This window comes from Nodularia sp. LEGE 04288 (genome assembly GCF_963896525.1).
Lineage (GTDB): Bacteria > Cyanobacteriota > Cyanobacteriia > Cyanobacteriales > Nostocaceae > Nodularia.
Genome location: NZ_CAWQOY010000099.1, coordinates 1 through 21,902, shown reverse-complemented (window position 1 = coordinate 21,902; position 21,902 = coordinate 1). Strand labels below are relative to the sequence as shown.

Sequence of the window (21,902 nt, the reverse complement as noted above, 5' to 3'; positions counted from 1 at the left end):
CTGAGCAACTAAATCTATTTATACTCAAAGTAGGGTGGGTTACGCAGCGTAACCCACCATTCATTGCTGAATTCAACTCATGATTAAAAATAGACTTTTAACTTGTACCTTTTTAGCTTTAACATCAGGATTTTTTGGTGGTTACATCGGTGGACAAATGACATCGATACTGCATAACCAGAAATGTCAAAACCAAGCTTGGGGTTTAAAGGTGATGTGTAATGTTTGGGTAACGCCCGGAGCTGCTTTGCAAGGTACTACAACTGGATTATGGACAGGTACTATTTTAGGAGCATTTGTTGGCGGTTCTATTACACGCCCAGAATGATCAGTGGCTAATTGCGTCAGCAAGGCTGGTAAAATCTACCCATAGCCTTGAGAATAAATTGCCATGCCTACTGAAACTAATGAAGTAAATTCTACAACCAAGGGTGCTGATGCTATCGACGAAGCGATCGCCCAAGGAATCGATTTTGATGGTTCTGCCATTCCGCCTGCAAAGCTAGAACTGTATAGCAAAGTCATGGCACTAGAGGGAAATAGACAGCGTAGTGGCGTATCGAATACCATGCGATCGCGCATTGTGCGAATTGGCGCAAAACACATTCCTCAAGCCGAACTTGATAAATTCCTTGTAGAAGCAGGTTTTGCACCCCTAAAAGAGAAAGAAATTGCCTTCTTCTATGGCGGTAAGTGATATTCTTACCGAAAAATTGGGTTGAAAGCCCCGTCGTAGAACGACGGCTTTTAATTCATTAGTGTACTAAGATGCTGCTACACTAATTGTAGTGGAAAGGTAATCAACCACTTAAAAAACCTAGCCGTTGAAAGACAAAGCACTGAACCTTCTCCCAAAGGGAGAGGCTTCGCCAAGATAATTGAATCTATGCGGTTCTACTGCATTATTCTAGTTTCCTCCTAGCAGTAGGTAAAAGATTCATAGGGGCTAGACGACTCAGAATTTTGAAACAAATGTTTCAAACTAAACAGGACTTGCACTCATGCAAATAGGGTAGGGCATACCCGAATTAACGCTTGGGGAGAATCCCATCTCTGGTCTAGATGACGCAAGGACTCTAGGTTAAGTGGTTTCTTTGAACCAAGAATCCCCGTCGATTTATCGCGTGGAGTGTCAATTTTCTAAAGTTCTCACCGTCACTACTTGAGGCGGTGTGGAATCGGGTGGATAAATTAAATCTAACTGGACATTGCGCTGATTTGAAGGTGGCAGTGTAACTTGCAATAATGGTTCTAAAACTTGAGCCGTTCTATGCCATAGATGCACGTAGCGCGTTTTGTCTTGTCCCTGGTCATCAACATAACGCAATCTGACAGTACCTCGAAAAAATGGAAAATCTAGGGATGGCTTGAGAAAACGCACACCACCTTGAGATAATTTATCTTCCTTCAAAGGTGTTTCTAGGGTAATAGTCACCTTCTGGGTTTCGTTAGTGTTGTTGTTTAGGGGCAAGTTGAGGTTATATTCCACCCCATAATTACCGTGCGCTTCATAAGCTGTATCGGCATAGCGTACCAGCATTTTCGCCGTTTGATTTTGTTCAGTACCTAATCGACCACTCCGCAGAGTGTCTAAAGCATAGGAAATGCCTTTGCCTGGTTGAGGAATTGTCAAATACTCAGCTTCGGGATCATCCACTAGCTTTGCTTGCCACTGGGAACCTTGGGAGACACCAGCGACGCGCCCATAAATCAGTTGTCCACTGGTAGCATCGGGAGAAGAGGGGGTTTTATCCCTTGGCCCGGCTAAGTTTCCAGTATCCAGTAATGCTTGCCATTCTGCAAGAGTCGGTGCGCGATCGCTATCATCAGCATTTTTCTTCGCAAATGTAGCCAAACTAGCTGCATAAATTTCGCCACTACTACGCAGACGCATGAAGCTAGAACGACCATTGACAGGCTTTTCTAAATGTCGCACGGGAATAGGATGATTGAGTAACATTCGACTTGTTCCGGCGGGAATTACCAGTTTGGCGGGAAAATCAGCTTGGCGAATGCCTCGAAGTACGTCACTCACAGCCCGATTGCCTGGACCTGAGTAGGCTTTACCATCATTATTTTCTACATAAGGGGGTAAGGTAACGAAGGGTGCATCCTCCATCAAATAGCTTGCAGCCTGCAACACATCCACCGTCACAGATTTTTTACCAGGGTTATGCAGAATTACTCCTAGATAAAGCGTTTGTAAATCCTTGGGAGTATGGGTGTAGTGGTGGGCAAATAAATCAAAGCGTCCCTGGAAAGGAAAATTGAGGTGTGCTGCGGGTAATTTTTTTCCATTTGCCGGAAATGTAGACAGCAAAATCCCCTCGGTTTTCACCCATTCTGGACTATTGCTATTAAATACAGGTATGGTATCCAAATTCCCAGGTAAAGCACGTACTTCCCCAACCTGCACTATCTCTTGGGGTGTTGGCTTTGGTGAACTTTGGGCAACTACTGAATCATCATTCCGAATATTAGAGTTAAAAATTGTACATCCGACTATGGGAGCGATCGCAAGTCCGAATAGAAGTAAAAATATAGTTTTGGGTAATTTATTTTGAGATTGTTTGACTGACATCTTTGTTGATTTCCCGGAAACTGATGATTCAAAGATCACAAGTTGTAGCTACAAGTTCCTGGAAACAGATTTCTTAAAGCACTTACATCTGGCTGTTGACATCACTCCACCTTTGACTTGCATCAAAGTCTCCCCTCTCCTTACTAAGGCTATCGTGTACACAGAAGTCGGTAAATTCTCGTTTGTGTCATAAGACCCCACCCCTAACCCCTCCCCGCAAGCGAGGAGGGGAACTGGATTTTTGCTTAAACCCTTTTTTAGGGCGGGAAACCCTTTCTGGATCAAGATGTGTGTACACCCTAGCCTTAGTAAGGAGAGGGGCTGGGGGTGAGGTTCTGTATTTTAATTAATCCACATTATTCCTCATAAAAAAAGACAGACTTTTCGCCTGTCCACAAAAGTATTGATTTAGCAAAGAATTTAGAAATTAAGTTCAGCAGCTTGGACTTTTTCCACTTGCTTCTTCTTCAGCACGAGCATTACTTGAGCTAACATTACAAGTGCAACAAAGGCAATCATGCCTTGAACTCGGCTTGAGTCTTGCAAGACAATTTCTACATCTTTTTGACCAAATCCACCGACATTGGGGTTATTAGTCAAAGCATCACCAGCAGTTACAGATTGTCCTTCAGAAACAATCAATTCTGGACCTGCGGGAATGGTATCAATAGTAGTATCGCCAGATGCTGTTTGGATATTTACTAGATATTTGGCATTACCATTTTCATCTTCCTCTTTGGCAATCTTGCTAATTGTGCCAGTAGCGGAAGCATTATAAATGGTATTATTGCTCTTTTCACCAGTAGGATAAACTTGTCCACGTCCCCGGTTTGCACCTAAGTGAACTGAATATTTACCGAAGTGAATATTTTTATCAGTGGCGGGGTTGGGTGAAAGAACTGGGAAGACAATTTCTTGATACTGTTCACCGGGAATAGGACCCACAAGAAGAACATTCTCGCTGTCTTCAGTGTAGGGTTGGAAGTAAACATCGCCTACTTCTTCTTTCAGTTCTTCAGAAATGCGGTCTGCTGGGGCAATTTTGAAGCCTTCGGGTAACATCAACACAGCGCCGACGTTCAAGCCAACTTTAGAACCATCAGCACCAACTTGTTGGATGTTGGTATCGTAGGGAATTTTCACCACTGCTTTAAACACAGTATCAGGCAAAACTGATTGGGGAACTTCCACTTCTGCTGGTTTAGCTGCTAAGTGACAGTTAGCACAAACAATCCGCCCAGTCGGTTCGCGGGGGCTTTCAGGATAGGTTTGTTGCGCCCAGAAGGGATAAGCAGCCGCGCTTTGAGGCAGGGCTAAATCGCTAGTGAAGTAGAATGTCAAGGTAGCGATCGCTATGAGCAATGTTTGCATAATTGCTCTAGCAGTGCGAGTTAAACTCGCTGTGGTACGGGCATTTCTCATCTCTATAAGGACAATTATTTTCTGGTTAATTGGTCATTGGTCATCTCAGCACTCTCTTGTACAGACACGACTGATCGCGTCTGGGTCTCAGCACTTAATTAAGACCACCAAGGCTCTTCATCGGTGCGGAAGTCGGTTTCAGTCCAAGGGGTCAAGACGATTCTGTCATTTTCGGTTTTGGTGTGTGCGAGAGCCAAAGACAGAGGTGCTGGACCTCTGACCACCTTACCAGTTGCATCGTACTGGGAACCGTGACAAGGACATTTAAACTTGTTCTCTGCGACGTTCCAGGGAACAACACAACCTAAGTGTGTGCAGATAGCATTAATGCCATAATCGCCAATGGCTTCTTTGCTTTCTACGACCATATAGGTGGGGTCGCCTTTGAGTCCTTGAACTAAAGCGCGATCGCCTACGTTGTGGCTGGCTAGAAAGCTAGTGACACTCACATCGTTACCCAGCTCGTCTTTTGCAGTTGTACCACCACCAGCGCCACCGCTAGCAGGTGGAACAAAGTACTTGACTACGGGATACAATGCACCCAGAGCTACACCAGTCACAGTTCCAAAAGTCAGCAAATTCATGAACTGACGACGGCCCATATCTGGCACGTCCATTGATTCAGAAAATTGAGCCATATTCTACGCGCTCTTTGTGTATTTTGTTAAGCATTCTTACAAGAGTACCAGTACTTGAGGTACTCCTGTTTGAGTCGAAATGCTAACGCCTACAACGATGCTAATTTTCTTTATTCCAAGATATATTGAGCATCTCTTCTGTTAGCATTACATTTCTTTATATGTCTATCATACTTGAGTTACCGAACGTAACATCATAACTAAATGTAAAATCTAATTGACAAAAGCTATGACAGGACAGGAATTACGCAGATTATTGCTTGACAAATGGGGATATTCTTATGATGTCCAGTTTCGGCGCACTAAGGGGAAGATATTTATGCAAGTGATGTGGAAGTATCTTGAGCAAGCTTCTTTTCCCTTGAGTGAGGCTGAGTACCAAGAGCATCTTGACGGTATTGCTAATTATCTTCAGGCTTTGGGTGGTGTTGTGCAAGTACAGAGATTTATTGCCCAAACACGCGATCGCCCCCGACTAGGTAAAGCTGTGAGTATTCCTCTGGATCTAGGTGAACGCGCTTCGGAATGGATTGTTTGAGATGCGATGCGATGCGATCGCCAGTCGGGCTGAAAAAATGTTTAGGCTATTCAGCAACAGTTTACCCATGTCATGATTAATTATCATGCTAGAGGCAGAGTTGCACCATCATAGAAAACAGCTGCTTTACCTTCATTTTTAGCAGCATTAACAGCTTGTTTAGCTTTCTCCCAGGATGGAAACTATAGAAATTCCCATTCACCATTATTATCATTAACAACTCAGTCACAACCAAAAGATTAAAGATCCCCGACTTCTTCAAGAAGTCGGGGATCTGAGACTCCCGACGTTGGCACTAAACGTTGACGGGTATACTTGCTCTTGTTACCTGAACTGTGGGTATCATTTTTCTTATAATTTATCGTAGTTTATTTTTTTCTCGGCAAGCGTTAGTGTAGATATCGCAATCATCATCTTCTGTGAAAAACTACGAGTCCAGTTGAATAATTACTAAACCCGCAAATCTGCCAAAGCTCTGCTATGTCTCCCCTCATCGCTTGCGGGTAGGGGTTCAATGATTGTATTAATGGCAACTAATTAACCGGACTTAACATAATCGCCTGTACAATGCCATCAATAATTTTTATCCTGAATTTCGTTGCCGGCAAGCTGCCAAATTTTCACGAACAGTAATAGTATGGGGATGATTGTCTCCCAGCAGGCGTTTTCTCAGTTCTAAAGCTTCGAGTAACAGGGGTTCGGCTTGGTCGTACCTTCTTTGGGAATAGTAGAGTCCAGCCAAGTTGTTGAGACTCGTGGCGACTGACGGATGATGATCTCCCAATAGGCGTTTAAAGAGTTCTAAAGCTTCGATTAACAGGGGTTCGGCTTGGTCGTACCTTCTTTGGGAATAGTAGAGTCCAGCCAAGTTGTTAAGGATAGAGGCGATATCGGGATGATTGTCTCCCAGCAGGCGTTTACAGAGTTCTAAAGCTTGGAGATATAGGGGTTTAGCTTGGTCGTACCTTCCTTGAGAATAGTAGAGATATGCCAAGTTGTTAAGGATGGGGGCGACATTGGGATGATTGTCTCCCAGCAGGCGTTTAAAGAGTTTTAAAGCTTGGAGATATAGGGGTTCAGCTTGGTCGTACCTTCCTTGGGAATCGTAAAGTAATGCCAAGTTGTTAAGGATAGAGGCGATATCGGGATGATTGTCTCCTAGCAGGCGTTTTCTGAGTGCTAAAGCTTGAAGAAACAGGGGTTCGGCTTGGTCATACCTTCCTTGGGAATCGTAGAGTAATGCCAAGTTGTTAAGGATGGAGGCGACATTGGGATGATTGTCTCCCAGCAGGCGTTTAAAGAGTTCTAAAGCTTGGAGATATAGGGGTTCAGCTTGGTCGTACCTTCCTTGGGAATAGTAGAGATATGCCAAGTTGTTGAGGATGGAGACGATATCGGGATGATTGTCTCTCTGTAGGCGTTTAAAGAGTTCTAAAGCTTGGAGATATAGGGGTTCAGCTTGGTCGTACCTTCCTTGGGAACGGTAGAGTTCTGCCAAGTTGCTAAGGCTGGTGGCGACATCGGGATGATTGTCTCCCAAGCGGTCTTGTGCTGTTGATAAACACTGCTGTCTCCAAGGTTCGGCTTGGGTATACAAACCTTGTCCTTCATAGAATCTGCCCAAGCCGACGCAAGGCAAAATTAAATCTTCATCACTAACATATTGAATGAGATGATTTACTACTTCAGCTAAATGAGGTATTTCAAGGGAAACAGCATTAATTTCCTCAAGTGTGGGAGTTTGAGGAATTTCTTGGGCGACTGCTACCATTACCTGAGAAAGCGATCGCTTAAATTCCTCTGCTTGCTCTAAACCTGTAAACTTAGATTGGAAAAATTCCCGCAGTAGGGGATGTAGTTGATAGATTCCTTCACCTTTGCGCTGGAGTAAATGCAGATACAGCAGCTTCTCGTCCCGAATTTCCTCTAAATCATCCTCATCTTTCTCTTTTAAGCACTGTTCTACAAAGTTCCAAGGTATGGGTGCGGCCGCAAATAAACTAAGAATACAACCTAGTAATCTGTCATCCTCTGCCAAGTCGTCCCAACTCAACTCAAAGGCTGCTTTCACTCCCAATAGTGCTGTCATGTCATCATCTGACTTCGACTTCTTAGATAAGGCACGCTCATCTAATCGCTTTTTCTCCAAGCGCCCCATCATTTCCGATAGGGACAAATCCTGTTTCCGCGCCAGATACCGCCCCACTAACTCCAAACCCAAGGGTAAATACCCCAGCCATACACACAACTGATTTGCTACATCTAATTCTCTCTCGATTCGCTCTGGTGTTTCTCCCAGCAAAGACTGTAACAACTCCAAGGCTGCTTCTGGTTGTAATACATCCAAAGGTAATTGCTTGATGGATGCACCCAACAGTTGGCGCGTAGTCATTAACACTCTAAATCTGGAAGATAGCCCATTTAGGTAAGTTTTGACTTGCTGGTAATCTGTGACATCATCCACCACTAGCAGCACATCACCCTCACGCCAATTCCGCAAGCAGAATTGCACTTGTGCGGGTAAATCAAACTCTTCTGGTGGGTTTAAATCAAGCTGAGTTCTGGCAAATCGCACCACTTGAACGCCCACATCCTCAGCTTTGACTTGTAACCAGCAAATTCCACCTTTGTAGGTTTCGCGCTGATTCATTGCATATTGCAAGGCGAGTTCTGTTTTACCCAGTCCACCCATTCCCGCAATTGCAGCAATGGCTACTTGGTTATTTTCCTGCAAAAGTTGGTGGAGTTTTTGCAGTTCTTCATCACGTCCCACAAATTTCACCACCCCACTCAGGGGTAAATTTTGCGGTATTTGAGGATTTAACTTTACCCGTTCCCCTTCAGGCGAGTACAGTCAGAAGTTCTGAGTACCAATGAAAGTATTTCCCTGAAAGACGTTTTTAATTGATTCAGCTAATTTTGTCGAATTGATCACACCTGCTGGTTGCGAGTTGAGGTCATTTGCTAAAGCCTGAACCTTTGGAGCTACTTGTGGGTCAGCGTTTGCGGCTGCTTCCACTTCCAGCACTGATTGAGCAATTTCGGTATCTGTATCAGCTGCTGCTTTCAATTCCAGTACTGCTTGACCATAATCTAACGCTTGCTGTGGGTTTCCCTCTGGCGTATTCGCTAGTAAGGGGACTTTATTTTTCTTTTGTAGCTGTGCGATTAACTCGTTACTTTTTTGGATTGCTGCTTCCCCAAGCTTTTCGCCTGTTTTTTCTAAGGCTTTGGTTAAAACTATTGTAGCGATCGCAGTTCCTACGGCTGTTAGTGTTATTGGTTCCATATCAATAATAAATATTTAAGAGATTATACTTATTTGACTCAGTATAACCGTTTTTTAACAGAGAAAAAAGCATCAATTATCACTCACGCAAAAGATTAAAGATCCCCGACTTATTCAAGATGTCGGGGATCTGAGACTACCGATGTTGGCGCTAAACGTTAACAGGTATACTTGCTCTTGTTACCTGAACTGTGGGTATCATCTGCATCCCCGATGGTGCGGCTAAAGTCAGTCCACGGCGCACGGGATACACAGGACGCTTGTTAACTAGAGATAATTGAAATTCTGACAAAATTGTGGCTAAAGCAATTTTCATTTCATACTGAGCAAAAGCCAAGCCTATACAACGACGATTTCCACCGCCAAAGGGCAAATATTCATAAGGGGAAAATTGCTTTTCTAAAAAGCGTTCTGGTTTAAATTGCTGTGACTGTGGGTAAACTTCTTCACGATGATGGGCTAAATATATACTGGGAATTATCGCCGTTCCTACTGGTATTTCATAGCCCATAATTTCTACTGGGGTTTTCACAACTCTGGGAAATCCATTCCCCACAATTGGATAAATTCTCAAAGTTTCTTGGCAAACTGCGGTTAAATATGGCAATTTAGCAATGCTACTCGGTTCGGGATGCACACCCAGGGTTTCTAATTCTCGTTGTAACTTTTCTCGTACTTCTGGTAAATGTCCCAACCAGTAAAAAGCCCATGTCAATGCAGAAGCTGTAGTTTCATGTCCCGCAACTAACATTGTCATTAATTCATCACGTAACTCAATATCTGACATTCCCTCGCCATCTTCATAACGAGCCGAAATCAATAAACTGAGAATATCTTGGCGATGTTGTCCAGTTTCCGCCCGACGTTCTTGAATCAAACTATAAATTAGTTGATCGATTTGCTGCAATAACCGCACAACTCGCCCCCAAGGACTCCACGCACCTAAATCTTTTTGCATAAAGCTAAAAAAGAAGGCGCTGGACATTAAAGGGGAACCCATGAAGTCTAGGAGGGATGTGAGTAGTCGCCCCAATTCTCGAAAAACTGGCCCTTCATCTACACCAAATACCACTCGTAAAATCACCCGCATGGTGATTTCTTGCATTGAGGCGCGAATATTAAAAGGTTTCCCAATCGTCCATTCGTTACTAACTTGCTGGGTAATTTTGCGGATAGTTTCACCGTAAGCCCGCATCCTTTCGCCATGAAACGGTGGTGTTAATAATTGTCTTTGGCGTTGGTGGCGATCGCCATCTAATATAATTACAGAATTATCGCCCAGCAAAAATCCTAAACCTCCGCCTCCTCCACCAGATCGAAAACAGCTAGCATTACTACTAAATATCTGTTCCAGTGCTTGAGGATGGCTAAAATAGACAATGTGCTTATCCCCACGATTCCAAATGGTGAAGTTGTCACCATAAACTTTGGCAAAATCTTCTACATATTTCACCGGCTGAGTGATAAATTTAACCATCCGCAGATAGCGCGGTAATTTGGGACCATCAGGTAAGTTGTAAGTTACTGTCATAGGAGTTTGTTTGAGTGACGGCTGATGATGTTAATTTTTACGAGTTTTTCTGTCATCGGAGGCTACACAAAGCGGTATATTTAACTAAGGCAGCCTCAGAAGTAAGCAGTGCCAAAAATCATCCTTATCCTCAACGGTAGGGGAGGAATCGGAAAAACGACTATGGCAGTTAATTTAGCTGCACAATTTGGGCAAAAAAACAAGTTTATTCTTATTGATGCAGATATTCAAGCTTCCGCCAGTTTATGGGCGGGGCGGAATTATAACTAGAGGATGTCGCTATTACTCAATGGCGAACAAACAATGCACCGCAGGCGGCGTTAGACTAAAGCTGCGTGGCTGATGAATTACAGCGTGATTGGAGAAAATAATGGTTAACAAACATCTATCTGATTTACTACAAGAAGAAGCACAAAAATTGATCCCACTAGAAAATCAATCGGTGATTGAAGTTAAAGCTGAGAAAGTTACTGAAGACAATGCTTTAACAACAGAGAAATTACCAACGCTGACATCTAAGCCAACTCCTGCGAAGGATACTATGCCTACTAATAATAATTTAGAAATCACTATCCAAGAATTAAAACAAAGTCTCGAAGAATCTCAAGATAAAGCAAAAGCTTTTCAAAAGCAAATTGTCGATTTGCAATCAGTTTTGTATGAGAAGCAAGTTTTAACAGAACGGCTGACAAAAGAACTACACGAAGCTAAACAAGACGCGTTACACCTTGCAGAAGCTAATTCTCAACTTATCGAAGAAAGTAAATCACCAATCCCAGCCAAAGACAATAAGCCCGCAATTCCAGAAAAATCGAACAATTCCGCTATCCAAGTCAAAGAAAAATATAACCCAGTTGGCTATAAAAAATCACATCAAGTTCCTGAATATCTGCTAGAACGTCAGAAAGAAGATGATGATTTTGCCGCTAATACTTGGTTATATGACTAAATTCGTAATTCGTAATTCGTAATTCGTAATTCGTAATGCCTCCTGCGGAGGAGCTACGCTAACGTAATTCGTAATTAATTACGGAATTCTAGAATGTGTTGGGCGGTGACTTGTGGCTGTTCTAAGTGTGGGACATGACCAGCGTCTTGAATCCAGATTAGTTGACTATGGGGAATTGCTTGTTGAAATTTTTTGGCATCCGCTGTACCTAAAATTTTATCGGCATCACCCCATAAAATCAGTGTTGGTTGTACAATTTCTGAAAGCTGTTTTGCTTTAAAAGCACTGTAACCACCGCTTTTGGTAAAGGCTATTAATGCTTGTGTCCAATCGGGCATTTCTAAGTGTAATGCACCACATAATTGAGCATCAAGTGACGCGAGAAGCTGATTTTTGTAAGCAGTGCGGGAAATGCGATCGCGAATTTTAGGATTCCGTAAAAAGTTAGCTGCAAAAGCATCCAAGGGGGGAAACATCAATTTACTTAACGGTGAACCCCCTTTTAAACCAGCGCTGTCGATTAACACCAGTTTTTCTACTACTTCTGGGTAAGTCAAGGTGAAATCAATGGCCGCAGCACCCCCCATCGACGCACCCACCAAAATCACTGGTTGCTTTATTAAGGTTTTCCAGAAATTATACAGATGGGTTTTGATGGCTATGGGGCTAAATGGTAAACCCGCAATTCTATCTGTAAACCCAAAGCCTAATAAATCCACTGCCCAGGTTTGATTATCCCTTGCTAGCAGTGGCAACAGGCGACGAAATTCTAAAAGGGAACTGTCGAAGCCGTGAATTAATAATATAGGCGTACCACCACTACCTTGTTGAACATAGGTGGTGTTAATTGGTTGGTTAATTAAAGGAGTTGCGATCGCTTGACTTTGAATACTTTGAGCCAAGGCGATGGAAGTCGGTTCTGTCAGTTGCCCAACTGAGGGAGGTAAAAAACTAGGAAACATAAACTTCAGTTTACCGTTTAAGAGTACTCCAGTGGCTGCCAAATTGTCGGTATATTAAATATATTTATGTCCCTGACTCAATTGTTAAATTCTCCTCTATGGCTAAAGTGGACTGTCATCACTTTACTAGGCTTTCTGCTCAGTAGTATCACAGGCTTAATGGGGGGATTTTTGGGCTTAAAAGTCTTCGTCTATCCACTGGCTTGGGTGTTTAAAGGGTGTGAAGGAGAAGGTGCCATCGGATGTATAATTCTTGGCGCAGCATTAGGAGCAGCTATAGGATTAGGGCTGACCATTGGTATCGCTCAATGGTTAATCCTCCGCAGCATTGTGCCGCGTTCCCAATGGTGGATTCTGACATCAGTTTTAGGATGGTGCGGTATCTTTTTCAGCCTGACTGTCATGGTATATGTAACCACACCTGCACCTGGTTCGCCTGGATTTGGGCAGCCTCTCATAGCACAATTGCCCTTAGCTGGAAGAGCGATCGCACCAGTCATTTTAGCGGGTGCGCTCATGGGATTATTTCAGTGGTTGATTCTGCGCTCTTCTCTGCGGCAATCATGGTGGTGGATTCCGACTCATGCTTTCATGATGCTACTGGCAGGATTGGGGGTGTATCTCCAGGAAGAGAATATCAGTGGTTTACCCACTATGGGCGTATTTATAGTGATTTTTTCGCTAATTTATGCCGTGTTGAGTGGTAGCCTCTTACATTGGCTGGTACAGCGTAAGTAAGTCAAAAGAAGCAAGGAAGAAGACAAAAGACGGAGCTTGTACTCCGCCCCAGTTCAAGCGTCCTAAAAGGGCAGGGAAGAGTACCCATGCTCCCTGCCCCCTTCCCCTCCGCCTCTTCAGTAGCAGAGAAAATTTTCTCAAATGTCAAAATTGGTACGAAAGCCTCGTACAATTGATATCACTTCATTTTTCAACTCAGGAGCTAATGCCATGCCAATGGCGGTTGGCGTAATTGAAACCTTGGGCTTTCCTGCTGTACTAGCAGCAGCCGATGCAATGGTTAAATCTGCCGCAGTCACAATTGTGTATTATGGTCAAGCTGAAAGCGCTCGAATGTTAGTCGCTGTTCGGGGACGCGTTTCGGAAGTTAATAGGGCTGTAGAAGCAGGAATATTAGCCGGAGAACAAACTTTTGGTGGTCAAGTAATTACCCACTACATTGTTCCTAACCCTCCAGAAAACGTGGAGACCATTTTACCCATCCACTTCACCGAAGTATCTGAACCGTTCCGGATGTAATAGGCAAATTTGTCATCTGAATATCTTGCACCATTGCCAATAACCATAGGGTGAACGCTACCAAAAGCATAAAAATCCACGTTTTAGCCCACGGTAAGCAATACCCACTCTAGAAAAATTGTGATCAAATCAGTGATGCAAGATGTCAACGCCTGAAAAAAACACATTGAGCAAATTTTTACCCTATAAGGGTTTTAAAATGTGTTTTGTGAAAATCATCAAACTTCCCCACGTTGCTTCAGACAATACATTTATTCATACAGGAGATTACTAAATGTCATTACAGGCCGTTGGCGCACTTGAAACGAAGGGTTTTCCGGCTGTACTAGCAGCAGCTGATGCGATGGTAAAAGCCGGACGCATCACCCTTGTCGGTTATATCCGAGTGGGTAGCGCTCGTTTTACAATAAATATTCGCGGAGATGTTTCTGAAGTCAAAACAGCTATGGCAGCTGGTATTGAAGCCGCAGAAAATGTTCATGGCGGTACTCTGGAATCCTGGGTGATTATTGCCCGTCCCCATGAAAACGTGGAAGCAGTTCTGCCAATCGGCTATACAGATGCAGTTCAACAGTATCGGGATTCTGTAGAAAATCCCATTGTGCGCTCATCTAACAGGTTATAAAGTTAAATTCATTAGTTATTTAGTCAAAAGTTAAAAGTTTAGAATTTACCTTTGACCTTTGACTATTGACTTTTTTTGACAAAACGTATGATAAATCAATAACTTTAGCTGACATTACCAGTGGGATTAGTTGCAACACCACCTGATCATCTCCCCCTGTTTTTCCCTATTCTTTCGTAATCTACTCAATATTGCCCAAAAAACCGAAATTGATCGCAGCAGGAACCAATTTTAGCTACATCTGGGTCAGAGAAAAACTACAATTTAGCAAAATTTACCTAAATTTTGCATAAAGTTAGTAAAACCAGACGTAATAAGAATAGAACATCTGAGATGTCTTGATGAAAAAGACAGATGAATGGGCAACTGTCAGATGATCAGTTAAGTGTGACAAATGGGGGTTGTGATGCAAACTTTAATACAGGGTTTCGAGGAGCGCAATCTCGCTATGACAAAGGAGGCAGAAAAACTAGCTGATTATTGGGGTAAGCGTCTAGCTGCGGAATGTCCAGAGCAAAGCATAGCCAACAGAGAAAGTATTATTCTCTGGCTTTTAGGAAGTGATTTAGAACGCTTTGATCAGATCAAGCCTCAAGAACTCAAAATTGCGGAACAAGCGATGGAATATCGCTGGAAAATTTTACGCCAACGCTACTTGGGTATCGGGCGAGAACGTGCCTATCGCCAGCTGCTGACTCGTCTAGCAGGTTTAGTTACATTACGCAATAAGATTCAGACTTGGGTTTCTCTGAGTCGCGATCGCCAGCGTAGTGTCATGGATGTATTGCAAGAAGTTTTACAAGAATTGCTGCAAAACGATAAGTATATGCAGCAGCAAATGGCTTGTATTGCTGAATTTACCCCGGATAAACGACTGCGGGATACTTTATTATTTGCCAGTATAGAAGAGTATTCTATGCGTCCAGTCCGAAATCAACCCTTGCTGGTATATAGATTTGTCAACTACCTGCGGCGCATTCAGCGTGGTGGTTTAACCCAAGTGCCAAGCAGTGAATTGGTTAGGGTGGTTTCCGAAGAAATCCTCTCAGATGCTAGTGAAAATCGGGTAAACTTGGCTGATCATCAAGCGATCGCTGAATATCAAGAAACACAACAACTAGAAGAGCAACAGGCACTGCGGCAGCTAGTACAACAGGAATTTGCCGATTATTTACAAGAAACTCTGGGACAAGAGGCAGTAGATTGGTTGCGATTGTATCTGCAAGGCAAGTCCCAAGATGAAATCGCCAAAAAACTACATAAGCCAATCAAAGAAATTTACCGACTCAGAGAAAAAATTAGCTACCATGCTGTGCGCGTCTTTGCCCTCAAAGGTCAAACAGAACTCGTGGATAACTGGTTGGGAATTTCCCTGCAAGAACACAATTTGGGGTTAACTCAAAACCAATGGCAGCAACTCGATGAAAACTTAACTCCTTTGCAGCGACAAATCCTCGATTTGCGTAAAGCAGGCCACTCCATAGAAGCAATAGCCCAACAATTACAGATGAAAACTCATCAGGTGATGGGCGAATGGACAAAAGTCTATCTTGCAGCCCAATCTTTAAGAACTCAAGAATGAGTCTCAAAAAAGAGGAAAGGGAACAGGGAGCGGGCATAGCGGCGCTGACCGCGTAACGTCCCGAAGGGTACGGGGACAGTGGAAAAGACCCCAGACATATCTAACTGCTTTGATTTTGGGTTTGGGATTCATTCCCAATGCCCAATCTGGTGGTAATTAATTTAATTTTTAACAAGATAATTAAGTATCTTTTGTTTACTTCTAACTAATTTATAGCAAAATAAAATATAAGAAAACACTGAGTAATCAAATTTATGTTGTCTTCAGACGGGAAACCAACTGATACTAGAGCAAATGGGCAGCAAGTATTACCCAACACTCCAGCAAATTGGGAGCGAAGACGCGAGCAAGTATTCTATCTAATTGATAATCTTTTATCCTTTGAAGCTTGCCTATACCACCAAGTTGCGCCCTTTGAGATAGAAGACAATCAGCTGTTATTAGGCATGGTTCATCCACAAGACAGCGAGGCCCTAGATTACGTAAGTCGCATCGTATCTTATATTAATTGCACAATAGTGGCTCAAGAAATCACTACCGACATACACCGCACGATACTATCGGCTTACCTCAACCATAAAAATACATTCCGCCCAGATGCCAAACCAGTGGATAACCAAGAAGCAAACGAAGCCTCGGAAAAGAGCAAAATTACTATTATCGACCAACTGATTCAATCTACAACAAACTCCTCTCAACCCCATCAAACTAAAACCGCACAACATTCTCCGCAACAGAACGATTTTGCCTCCACGCCCAAGCCAAATAACTTATCTTCAACGACCACACCCATTCCTCCCCTCAACAACCAGCAAGAAGAAGACTCTGCTAGGCTAGAACTACTCAGTAAATTAACGGTTTTACAAGTAAATGTCTCCGAAGAATTCATTCCTGTAGAGATGCTCGCCAGCCTACCACCCAAGAAATTACTAGAAGAATTACTGGGGCGAGTTTTGAGTGGGGGAATTGGTCGCTTGTATTTGGAAAGACAACCTTACCAAGGAAAGATATTTTGGAGTGATAATGGAGTCATGCAGTCCGTATTAGAAAATCTTCCTCTTTCCCTATTCCAAGGAGTACTGAATCAATTGAAGTGCTTTGCCTCCTTACCTGTTGGCAAACTTGCAGAACCAAAACAGGTAGAAAAAGAATGCCTATATCAACGAAATCGTTTGTTATTACGCCTGCGGGTGATGCCGGGAACTTACGGCGAAGAGGCGACTCTACAAGTATTAAAGGGAACGGCTTTAAAGTTTTATCAGCAACAACAGTTAGCCCGTCTGAGTCGCGATGCCTTGGGAATTTCTCAACAACTCAGCTTGAAGTTACATGAACTGCAAGAACGAATTAGTCTCAATCCCAGCCTCAAATCTGAGCAACTGGACTCTGTAGTAGCTTTAAATAAGCTCGTACAAAATTTAGACCAGCAGATCAAAGTACTGAGAGCCACGAGCGAAATCCCCACAAATAGCTAAGAAAAATTAATTCTGTCAGTGAAAGCGCTGATTTCTTTCCTATACACACTTGTTATGTTGTAATGGAATTATGGAGTAAACCCCTTTAAAATTTTAGTATATTTTATCACATAATTTTACTTGTTTATACTAGGATGAGGGGTTTAAAAATTTATAGTAGCCAACTTAATTTTTCAGACTTAAACTCATTTATTTGAGATACTACATGCAGACTGAGCTTTTTAGTCAACTTTTTCCCTTATTGAGTACAGCCAATCCACAGACTTTGGAATGGCTACTCAACGTGGCAATTGAACACGAATACCCTGTTGGGCGAGCCGTGTTGATGGAAGATGCCTGGGGTAACGCAGTTTACTTCGTAGTTTCCGGCTGGGTGAAAGTCCGACGCACCTCCGGAAATGATTCTGTAGCTCTGGCAATTTTAGGTCGAGGTGATTTTTTCGGCGAAATGGCGATTTTAGATGAATACCCCCGTTCAACTGATGTTATTGCCCTTTCGCCAGTGCAGTTGTTGAGTATCTCTAGAGAGCGTTTTATTCAAATATTATTTAAAGACCCGCAGTTACATCACCGGATGTTGCAACTGATGGTGCGGCGATTGCGACAAAGTAACCAGCGTTTACAAATCCGCTCTTATCCGCCTGCTGTCAAACTTGCTCATACCTTAGTCAATTTGAGCGAAAGCTATGGACAAGAATCAAGCAATGGGAAGGAAATTTTGAATATTCCTTTGAAAGATTTAGCCGATGTCACAGATATTGGTGTAGAAGAAACTACCAAAATCATGCAAAAACTCAATGAAAAAGGTTGGATCTTCATTGACAGTGCCAACAATATGATTAATCTGATCAACTTGAAACAGTTGATCAACCTAGCTGGAAAGGTCTAAGCTCGATTTGAGGTATTTGCCGCAATAATTCCCAATATCAGGCTGAGAACACCAAGATATTTACGAAATTGCCCTTTCTGCATCATGATAAATGTAATAGTTTCGACATGACATTTATTAAATGTGGGAAACTACTTCTATTGAGTAAATCTCAGGCTAGTTAAATGTGTTCAGAAGTTAACCGTACTCATACTTGCTCGAATTGCGGCAATACTTAAGTCGTTCTCATTGGAGGATGTAGCGGTTACCTAGTGTATACGGTCAAGATCCTTGCAGGGTGTAAATTCTTCGGAATCCCCCTTTAGCAAAAATCCTCTGGCTTTTGAGCATGGGGAGTGTCAATCAGTCTTAAGTATACAGTTGTTAACTATTAACTATTGACTATTGGCCATTAACTATTGACTATTAACTATTGACTCAGAATTTATAACACTTAATTACAGATGACCGAAGCAACAGCACCTTGTATCGAGATTGGCCTCCAGGAAACAGTACCGATGATTCATTACCTGGTGGCAATGCCTCAACCAGAAACGCATCTGTTTGAGGTGACATTACAGCTAATCAACCACTCATCGACAATTCTTGACTTGAAAATGCCTGTATGGACACCAGGCTCATACTTAGTGCGAGAATACGCCAAAAATTTACAATATTTTGCTGCTTTTGCTGGGGATAAGCCTTTGCCTTGGCGAAAAATTAGTAAAAACCATTGGCAGGTGAATACAAGTGGTGTTTCAGAGTTAACTGTGCGTTACCGGATGTTTGCCAATGAGCTATCGGTACGGACGAATCATTTGGATACGACCCACGGCTATTTCAACGGTGCTGCATTGTTTTTTAGACTCCCTGGTTGGGAGCTTCTACCAATTCAGATTACCGTTGTACCACCATACCCAGATTGGCGAGTCACGACTTCTTTAGCACCAGTTGGCGATCAAGCCTATACTTTTTTGGCTGATGATTTTGACACCCTTGTGGATAGCCCTGTGGAAATTGGTAGCCACCAATCATATTACTTTGAGGTTTTGGGAAAGCCCCATGAACTGGCAGTTTGGGGAGAGGGCAATTTACAATCACAGCAAGCAATTGCCGATATCCAAAAAGTTATCGAAGTGGAAGCGCAAATGTTTGGGGGTCTGCCCTACGAAAGATATATTTTTCTGCTGCATTTATTTGCCCAAGCTTATGGAGGTTTGGAGCATAAAAACTGTTGCTCATTAATTTACCAGCGTTTTGGGTTTCGCTCTCAGGATAAGTACGAGCGCTTTGTGCAATTGGTGGCACATGAATTTTTTCACTTATGGAATGTCAAGCGCATTCGCCCCAAAGGTTTGGAAGTTTTTGATTACGAGCAGGAAAACTATACACCTTCTTTGTGGTTCTGTGAGGGAACTACAAGTTACTACGACTTACTGATTCCTTTGCGGGCTGGCATTTATGATGCTAAGTCCTATTTAAGTCATTTGAGTAAGGAAATTACCAGATTTCTGACTACGCCAGGGCGCAAGGTGCAACCACTGGCTGAGTCGAGTTTTGATACTTGGATTAAACTTTATCGTCCAGATGCCAATAGTAACAATTCCCAAATGTCCTACTATTTGAAGGGGGAAATGGTTTCTTTGTTACTAGATTTGCTGATTAGAGCGCGTCATGGGAATCAGCGATCGCTTGATGATGTGATGCGGCAAATGTGGTGGAAATTTGGGCAACCAGAAATTGGCTACACTCCGGAACAGTTGCAGGAGGTAATTGAATCGGTGGCGGGTGTGGATTTGGCTGATTTCTTTGAATCCTACATTAATAGCACTGACGAATTACCTTTTAATCAATACCTGGAACCTTTCGGTTTGCATCTGATCGCGGAACGAGAAGAAGAACCTTATTTAGGTTTGAAGGCAAAAACTGAAAATGGGCGAGAAGTGATTAAATTTGTGGAAGTGGGTTCACCTGCACAACTGGCAGGAATTGATGCGGGCGATGAGTTATTGGCTATTGAGGGTATCCGATTAACAGCTCATCAATTGAGCGATCGCCTCAAAGATTACCAACCAAACGAGACGATTGAAGTCACAATTTTCCATCAAGATGAATTACGCACCTATTCAGTTACCCTTGATACACCACGTCCGACTAAGTTTCAGATTGTCCCAGTACATAATCCCGATCCCTCGCAGAAGGAGAATGGTGCAGGGTGGTTAGGCGCACCGATAGTGACTCTTCGTTGATAGTGAACTACCTACACTGATCTGTCGCTACAGTGTAGGCTTCCCAATTCATTGGAGATAGTTAAATCCTCAACCGTGGTCAGTTGTCCGCGAAAATATAAACGATACAACTCACACGCAGGAGTACAGCGATCGCCTTCCAGGTTCACTAGCCCCATACTATGTAATTTATATGCGATGACTGGCTCCAATTTCACAGAATTTATCGTCGTAATTACCTCATAGAAAGCAGTTGCCAATTCTGGCTCCCCTTGCAATACCAAGACATACTGTCTTAAATACTCGTGATAAATTCCCGCCGCCGTTGCTGCTTTTTGTAGCAGTTCTTGTAGATTCCCTTCTAACCCTCCCCTACCCACAAGGTGATACAAAGCCAATCTAATTAAATAAGGATGTCCCCCTACCATTGCCATTAAACTTTCAGTATTCTGACTATTTTCCCAATCTAATCCGTGACGTTGTGCTAAATCCTCTACTTGCTCTGTTGTAAAAGTTGGGATCTTAATTAGCAAACCCATATTGAATGGGGATTTCGTCAGTTTTAGAGGAACCAGAATTTCTTGAGAATAAACTAATACCAGGCGGAGTTTTTGCCAAATTTCCACCATTTTGGACTGTTCGTACCAAGAACGCACTAATGGCAGAAATTCCCCAGCAATCTCAGGATACTCAAATACCCAATCGACTTCGTTCAATACCAAAACCACAGGACTTTTGACAGCAGACAGCAAATACTTTTGGAAATAGATCGTGCAGCTAACTTTACTACCCATATCCTCATCCCAGTAATCATGAAGTTTTGGTTCTAGCTGTAACTCCCGGCTGACATTGGCACACAACCAGCGCAAAAACTTATCCAAACTGCTAAAAACTGCTTGTTCTGCTTGCTGAAAATCCAAATTTACAGTGCGAAAGCCTTGATGAGTAGCCCTGGCGATCACCCTGAGAATCAGAGAACTTTTGCCCATTTTCTGAGGGGCTTGGATGCAGATAACACTTCCTGGTGTAGCTATTTCTGCATAGGCAAGTTCTTCAACTGGCGATCGCGAAATATAGAATCTAGAAGCAAGGGAAACCGGGCCATGAGGAGATTCCAACGATATGGCAGTTGCAGCGCGGTTGAACTCCTTAATTAACTGCTGATGGGATTTGCTCAGACGGCGAGATGACAACGTTTGACGGAAGTTAGATTTATTAATGGGTTCTCGCCAAAAATCGCTTAACAATTGCCATAAATGAGCCGCAACTTTCCGCACACGCTCTCCCCCGTAGTGAGCTTCAAAGGCTATACTCGTATAAGTTTTTCCCTCCCACGAAGAGCGCAGTATCATCTCTTGGAGTGTCGTCAAACCATTGACTTGACTGGCTTTTAGTAGCAATACGACTTCATCTATAGTCATTCATCATCGGCCTTAGTTCTGTGTTTTTGTCCTCAAACTTGAGGTTCTGAGGATTTCCATGAATGTAGCCTTCCAAGTTTGAGTGAAAGCCTGTTTTTTTCCCAAAGGCTACAAATACAGCTTGACAATATTACTTTTATCTGAAACATCTTACATATATTGATTTTAGAATTTTTTAAATAATCAGTTCCAGGTATTCTAGCCACTTAAATCGTGATTTTAAATACCTATCATCTGACATTTGGCAATCATAGATGCAGAAAATGTAGCTAATTTTTGCTCCAGTCTGACATGAGCGATCGCTACAGAGGTTACACTATTATCTTTAAGTTTTTCTATAGTTAAATCAAGATTAGTCATACCTTATTGATAGATCGCAGTTATCTCTTGAGATAGTGAAAACAAAGAACAAATTAACCACAGATGAACACAGATAAATACGTACCTAAGAGTTGAGGAAATGCTATATACGGCAATTGCCAACTATACAAAGTACATCTTAGCCCCCTCATCGCTTGCGGGGAGGGGGTTGGGGG

Annotated in this window: 20 protein-coding genes and 1 pseudogene; 12 read left to right on the top strand and 9 right to left on the bottom strand. The window is 42.7% G+C overall.

Translation table 11 applies throughout. From position 1 onward, the window contains the following. The first annotated feature begins 79 nt into the window (after positions 1 to 79). Together AACX33_RS09510 and AACX33_RS09505 are read left to right on the top strand one after the other, a co-directional pair. A complete protein-coding gene (locus AACX33_RS09510; RefSeq protein WP_193997624.1) occupies positions 80 to 328 on the top strand; it encodes a hypothetical protein in 249 nt (82 codons plus the stop codon). A 63-nt stretch (positions 329 to 391) separates the two neighbouring features. Beyond that, positions 392 to 697 (top strand): small RNA NsiR4-regulated ssr1528 family protein, encoded by a 306-nt coding sequence (locus AACX33_RS09505; protein WP_193997625.1) that lies wholly within the window; start codon positions 392 to 394, stop codon positions 695 to 697. A gap of 435 nt (positions 698 to 1,132) precedes the next feature. On the opposite strand, the gene AACX33_RS09500 is transcribed toward AACX33_RS09505, so the two are convergent. From AACX33_RS09500 to petC, 3 genes are all read right to left on the bottom strand, one after another. After that, a complete protein-coding gene (locus AACX33_RS09500) occupies positions 1,133 to 2,581 on the bottom strand; it encodes a DUF3370 domain-containing protein (RefSeq protein ID WP_193997626.1) in 1,449 nt (482 codons plus the stop codon). Positions 2,582 to 3,001: 420 nt separating this feature from the next. Then, positions 3,002 to 4,003 (bottom strand): cytochrome f, encoded by a 1,002-nt coding sequence (petA, locus tag AACX33_RS09495; protein WP_193997627.1) that lies wholly within the window; start codon positions 4,001 to 4,003, stop codon positions 3,002 to 3,004. A 98-nt stretch (positions 4,004 to 4,101) separates the two neighbouring features. Then, positions 4,102 to 4,641, bottom strand: coding sequence for a cytochrome b6-f complex iron-sulfur subunit (petC, locus tag AACX33_RS09490; protein WP_193997628.1), 540 nt, complete (start codon positions 4,639 to 4,641; stop codon positions 4,102 to 4,104). Between the two features lie 229 nt (positions 4,642 to 4,870). On the opposite strand from petC, the gene AACX33_RS09485 reads away from it, so the two are divergent. Continuing rightward, the gene (locus AACX33_RS09485; protein WP_193997629.1) at positions 4,871 to 5,179 is read left to right on the top strand and encodes a DUF3067 family protein; all 309 of its coding nucleotides are present in this window, start codon (positions 4,871 to 4,873) and stop codon (positions 5,177 to 5,179) included. Positions 5,180 to 5,762: 583 nt separating this feature from the next. Here AACX33_RS09485 and AACX33_RS09480 read toward each other — a convergent pair. The 3 genes from AACX33_RS09480 to AACX33_RS09470 form a co-directional block, all read right to left on the bottom strand. Continuing rightward, positions 5,763 to 7,952 (bottom strand): tetratricopeptide repeat protein, encoded by a 2,190-nt coding sequence (locus AACX33_RS09480; RefSeq protein ID WP_193997630.1) that lies wholly within the window; start codon positions 7,950 to 7,952, stop codon positions 5,763 to 5,765. A gap of 81 nt (positions 7,953 to 8,033) precedes the next feature. Beyond that, complete coding sequence (locus AACX33_RS09475; protein WP_193997631.1) at positions 8,034 to 8,468, bottom strand: hypothetical protein; 435 nt, start codon at positions 8,466 to 8,468, stop codon at positions 8,034 to 8,036. A 151-nt stretch (positions 8,469 to 8,619) separates the two neighbouring features. Beyond that, positions 8,620 to 9,999 carry a cytochrome P450 gene (locus AACX33_RS09470; RefSeq protein ID WP_193997632.1) on the bottom strand — a complete coding sequence of 460 codons (1,380 nt, stop codon included), beginning with the start codon at positions 9,997 to 9,999 and terminating at the stop codon, positions 8,620 to 8,622. A 108-nt stretch (positions 10,000 to 10,107) separates the two neighbouring features. Here AACX33_RS09470 and AACX33_RS09465 point away from each other — a divergent pair. Both AACX33_RS09465 and AACX33_RS09460 read left to right on the top strand, forming a co-directional pair. Beyond that, positions 10,108 to 10,266: pseudogene (locus AACX33_RS09465) on the top strand (ParA family protein); the annotation flags it as partial. Between the two features lie 103 nt (positions 10,267 to 10,369). Then, on the top strand, positions 10,370 to 10,948 hold the full coding sequence (locus tag AACX33_RS09460) for a hypothetical protein (RefSeq protein ID WP_193997633.1): 579 nt from the start codon (positions 10,370 to 10,372) through the stop codon (positions 10,946 to 10,948). 74 nt (positions 10,949 to 11,022) lie between these two features. Here the strand turns inward: AACX33_RS09460 and AACX33_RS09455 are convergent, their stop codons facing one another. Beyond that, positions 11,023 to 11,910 (bottom strand): alpha/beta fold hydrolase, encoded by an 888-nt coding sequence (locus AACX33_RS09455; protein ID WP_193997634.1) that lies wholly within the window; start codon positions 11,908 to 11,910, stop codon positions 11,023 to 11,025. A gap of 66 nt (positions 11,911 to 11,976) precedes the next feature. Here AACX33_RS09455 and AACX33_RS09450 point away from each other — a divergent pair, with 66 nt between their 5' ends. From AACX33_RS09450 to AACX33_RS09420, 7 genes are all read left to right on the top strand, one after another. Beyond that, positions 11,977 to 12,648 carry a hypothetical protein gene (locus AACX33_RS09450; RefSeq protein WP_193997635.1) on the top strand — a complete coding sequence of 224 codons (672 nt, stop codon included), beginning with the start codon at positions 11,977 to 11,979 and terminating at the stop codon, positions 12,646 to 12,648. A 210-nt stretch (positions 12,649 to 12,858) separates the two neighbouring features. Further along, a complete protein-coding gene (locus tag AACX33_RS09445; protein WP_193998016.1) occupies positions 12,859 to 13,167 on the top strand; it encodes a carbon dioxide-concentrating mechanism protein CcmK in 309 nt (102 codons plus the stop codon). A gap of 274 nt (positions 13,168 to 13,441) precedes the next feature. Further along, positions 13,442 to 13,792 carry a carbon dioxide-concentrating mechanism protein CcmK gene (locus AACX33_RS09440; RefSeq protein WP_089092385.1) on the top strand — a complete coding sequence of 117 codons (351 nt, stop codon included), beginning with the start codon at positions 13,442 to 13,444 and terminating at the stop codon, positions 13,790 to 13,792. A gap of 394 nt (positions 13,793 to 14,186) precedes the next feature. Continuing rightward, positions 14,187 to 15,374 carry a HetZ-related protein 2 gene (locus AACX33_RS09435; RefSeq protein WP_193997636.1) on the top strand — a complete coding sequence of 396 codons (1,188 nt, stop codon included), beginning with the start codon at positions 14,187 to 14,189 and terminating at the stop codon, positions 15,372 to 15,374. 254 nt (positions 15,375 to 15,628) lie between these two features. Beyond that, positions 15,629 to 16,849, top strand: a complete 1,221-nt coding sequence (locus AACX33_RS09430) for a GspE/PulE/PilB domain-containing protein (protein WP_193997637.1) — start codon at positions 15,629 to 15,631, stop codon at positions 16,847 to 16,849. 205 nt (positions 16,850 to 17,054) lie between these two features. Continuing rightward, positions 17,055 to 17,738, top strand: coding sequence for a Crp/Fnr family transcriptional regulator (locus tag AACX33_RS09425; protein ID WP_193997638.1), 684 nt, complete (start codon positions 17,055 to 17,057; stop codon positions 17,736 to 17,738). A gap of 443 nt (positions 17,739 to 18,181) precedes the next feature. Next, positions 18,182 to 19,966 carry a M61 family metallopeptidase gene (locus tag AACX33_RS09420; RefSeq protein WP_193997639.1) on the top strand — a complete coding sequence of 595 codons (1,785 nt, stop codon included), beginning with the start codon at positions 18,182 to 18,184 and terminating at the stop codon, positions 19,964 to 19,966. A gap of 11 nt (positions 19,967 to 19,977) precedes the next feature. On the opposite strand, the gene AACX33_RS09415 is transcribed toward AACX33_RS09420, so the two are convergent. Both AACX33_RS09415 and AACX33_RS09410 read right to left on the bottom strand, forming a co-directional pair. Beyond that, on the bottom strand, positions 19,978 to 21,366 hold the full coding sequence (locus tag AACX33_RS09415) for an AAA-like domain-containing protein (RefSeq protein ID WP_193997640.1): 1,389 nt from the start codon (positions 21,364 to 21,366) through the stop codon (positions 19,978 to 19,980). Positions 21,367 to 21,585: 219 nt separating this feature from the next. Next, a complete protein-coding gene (locus tag AACX33_RS09410; RefSeq protein WP_193997641.1) occupies positions 21,586 to 21,726 on the bottom strand; it encodes a hypothetical protein in 141 nt (46 codons plus the stop codon). Positions 21,727 to 21,902 lie beyond the last annotated feature (176 nt).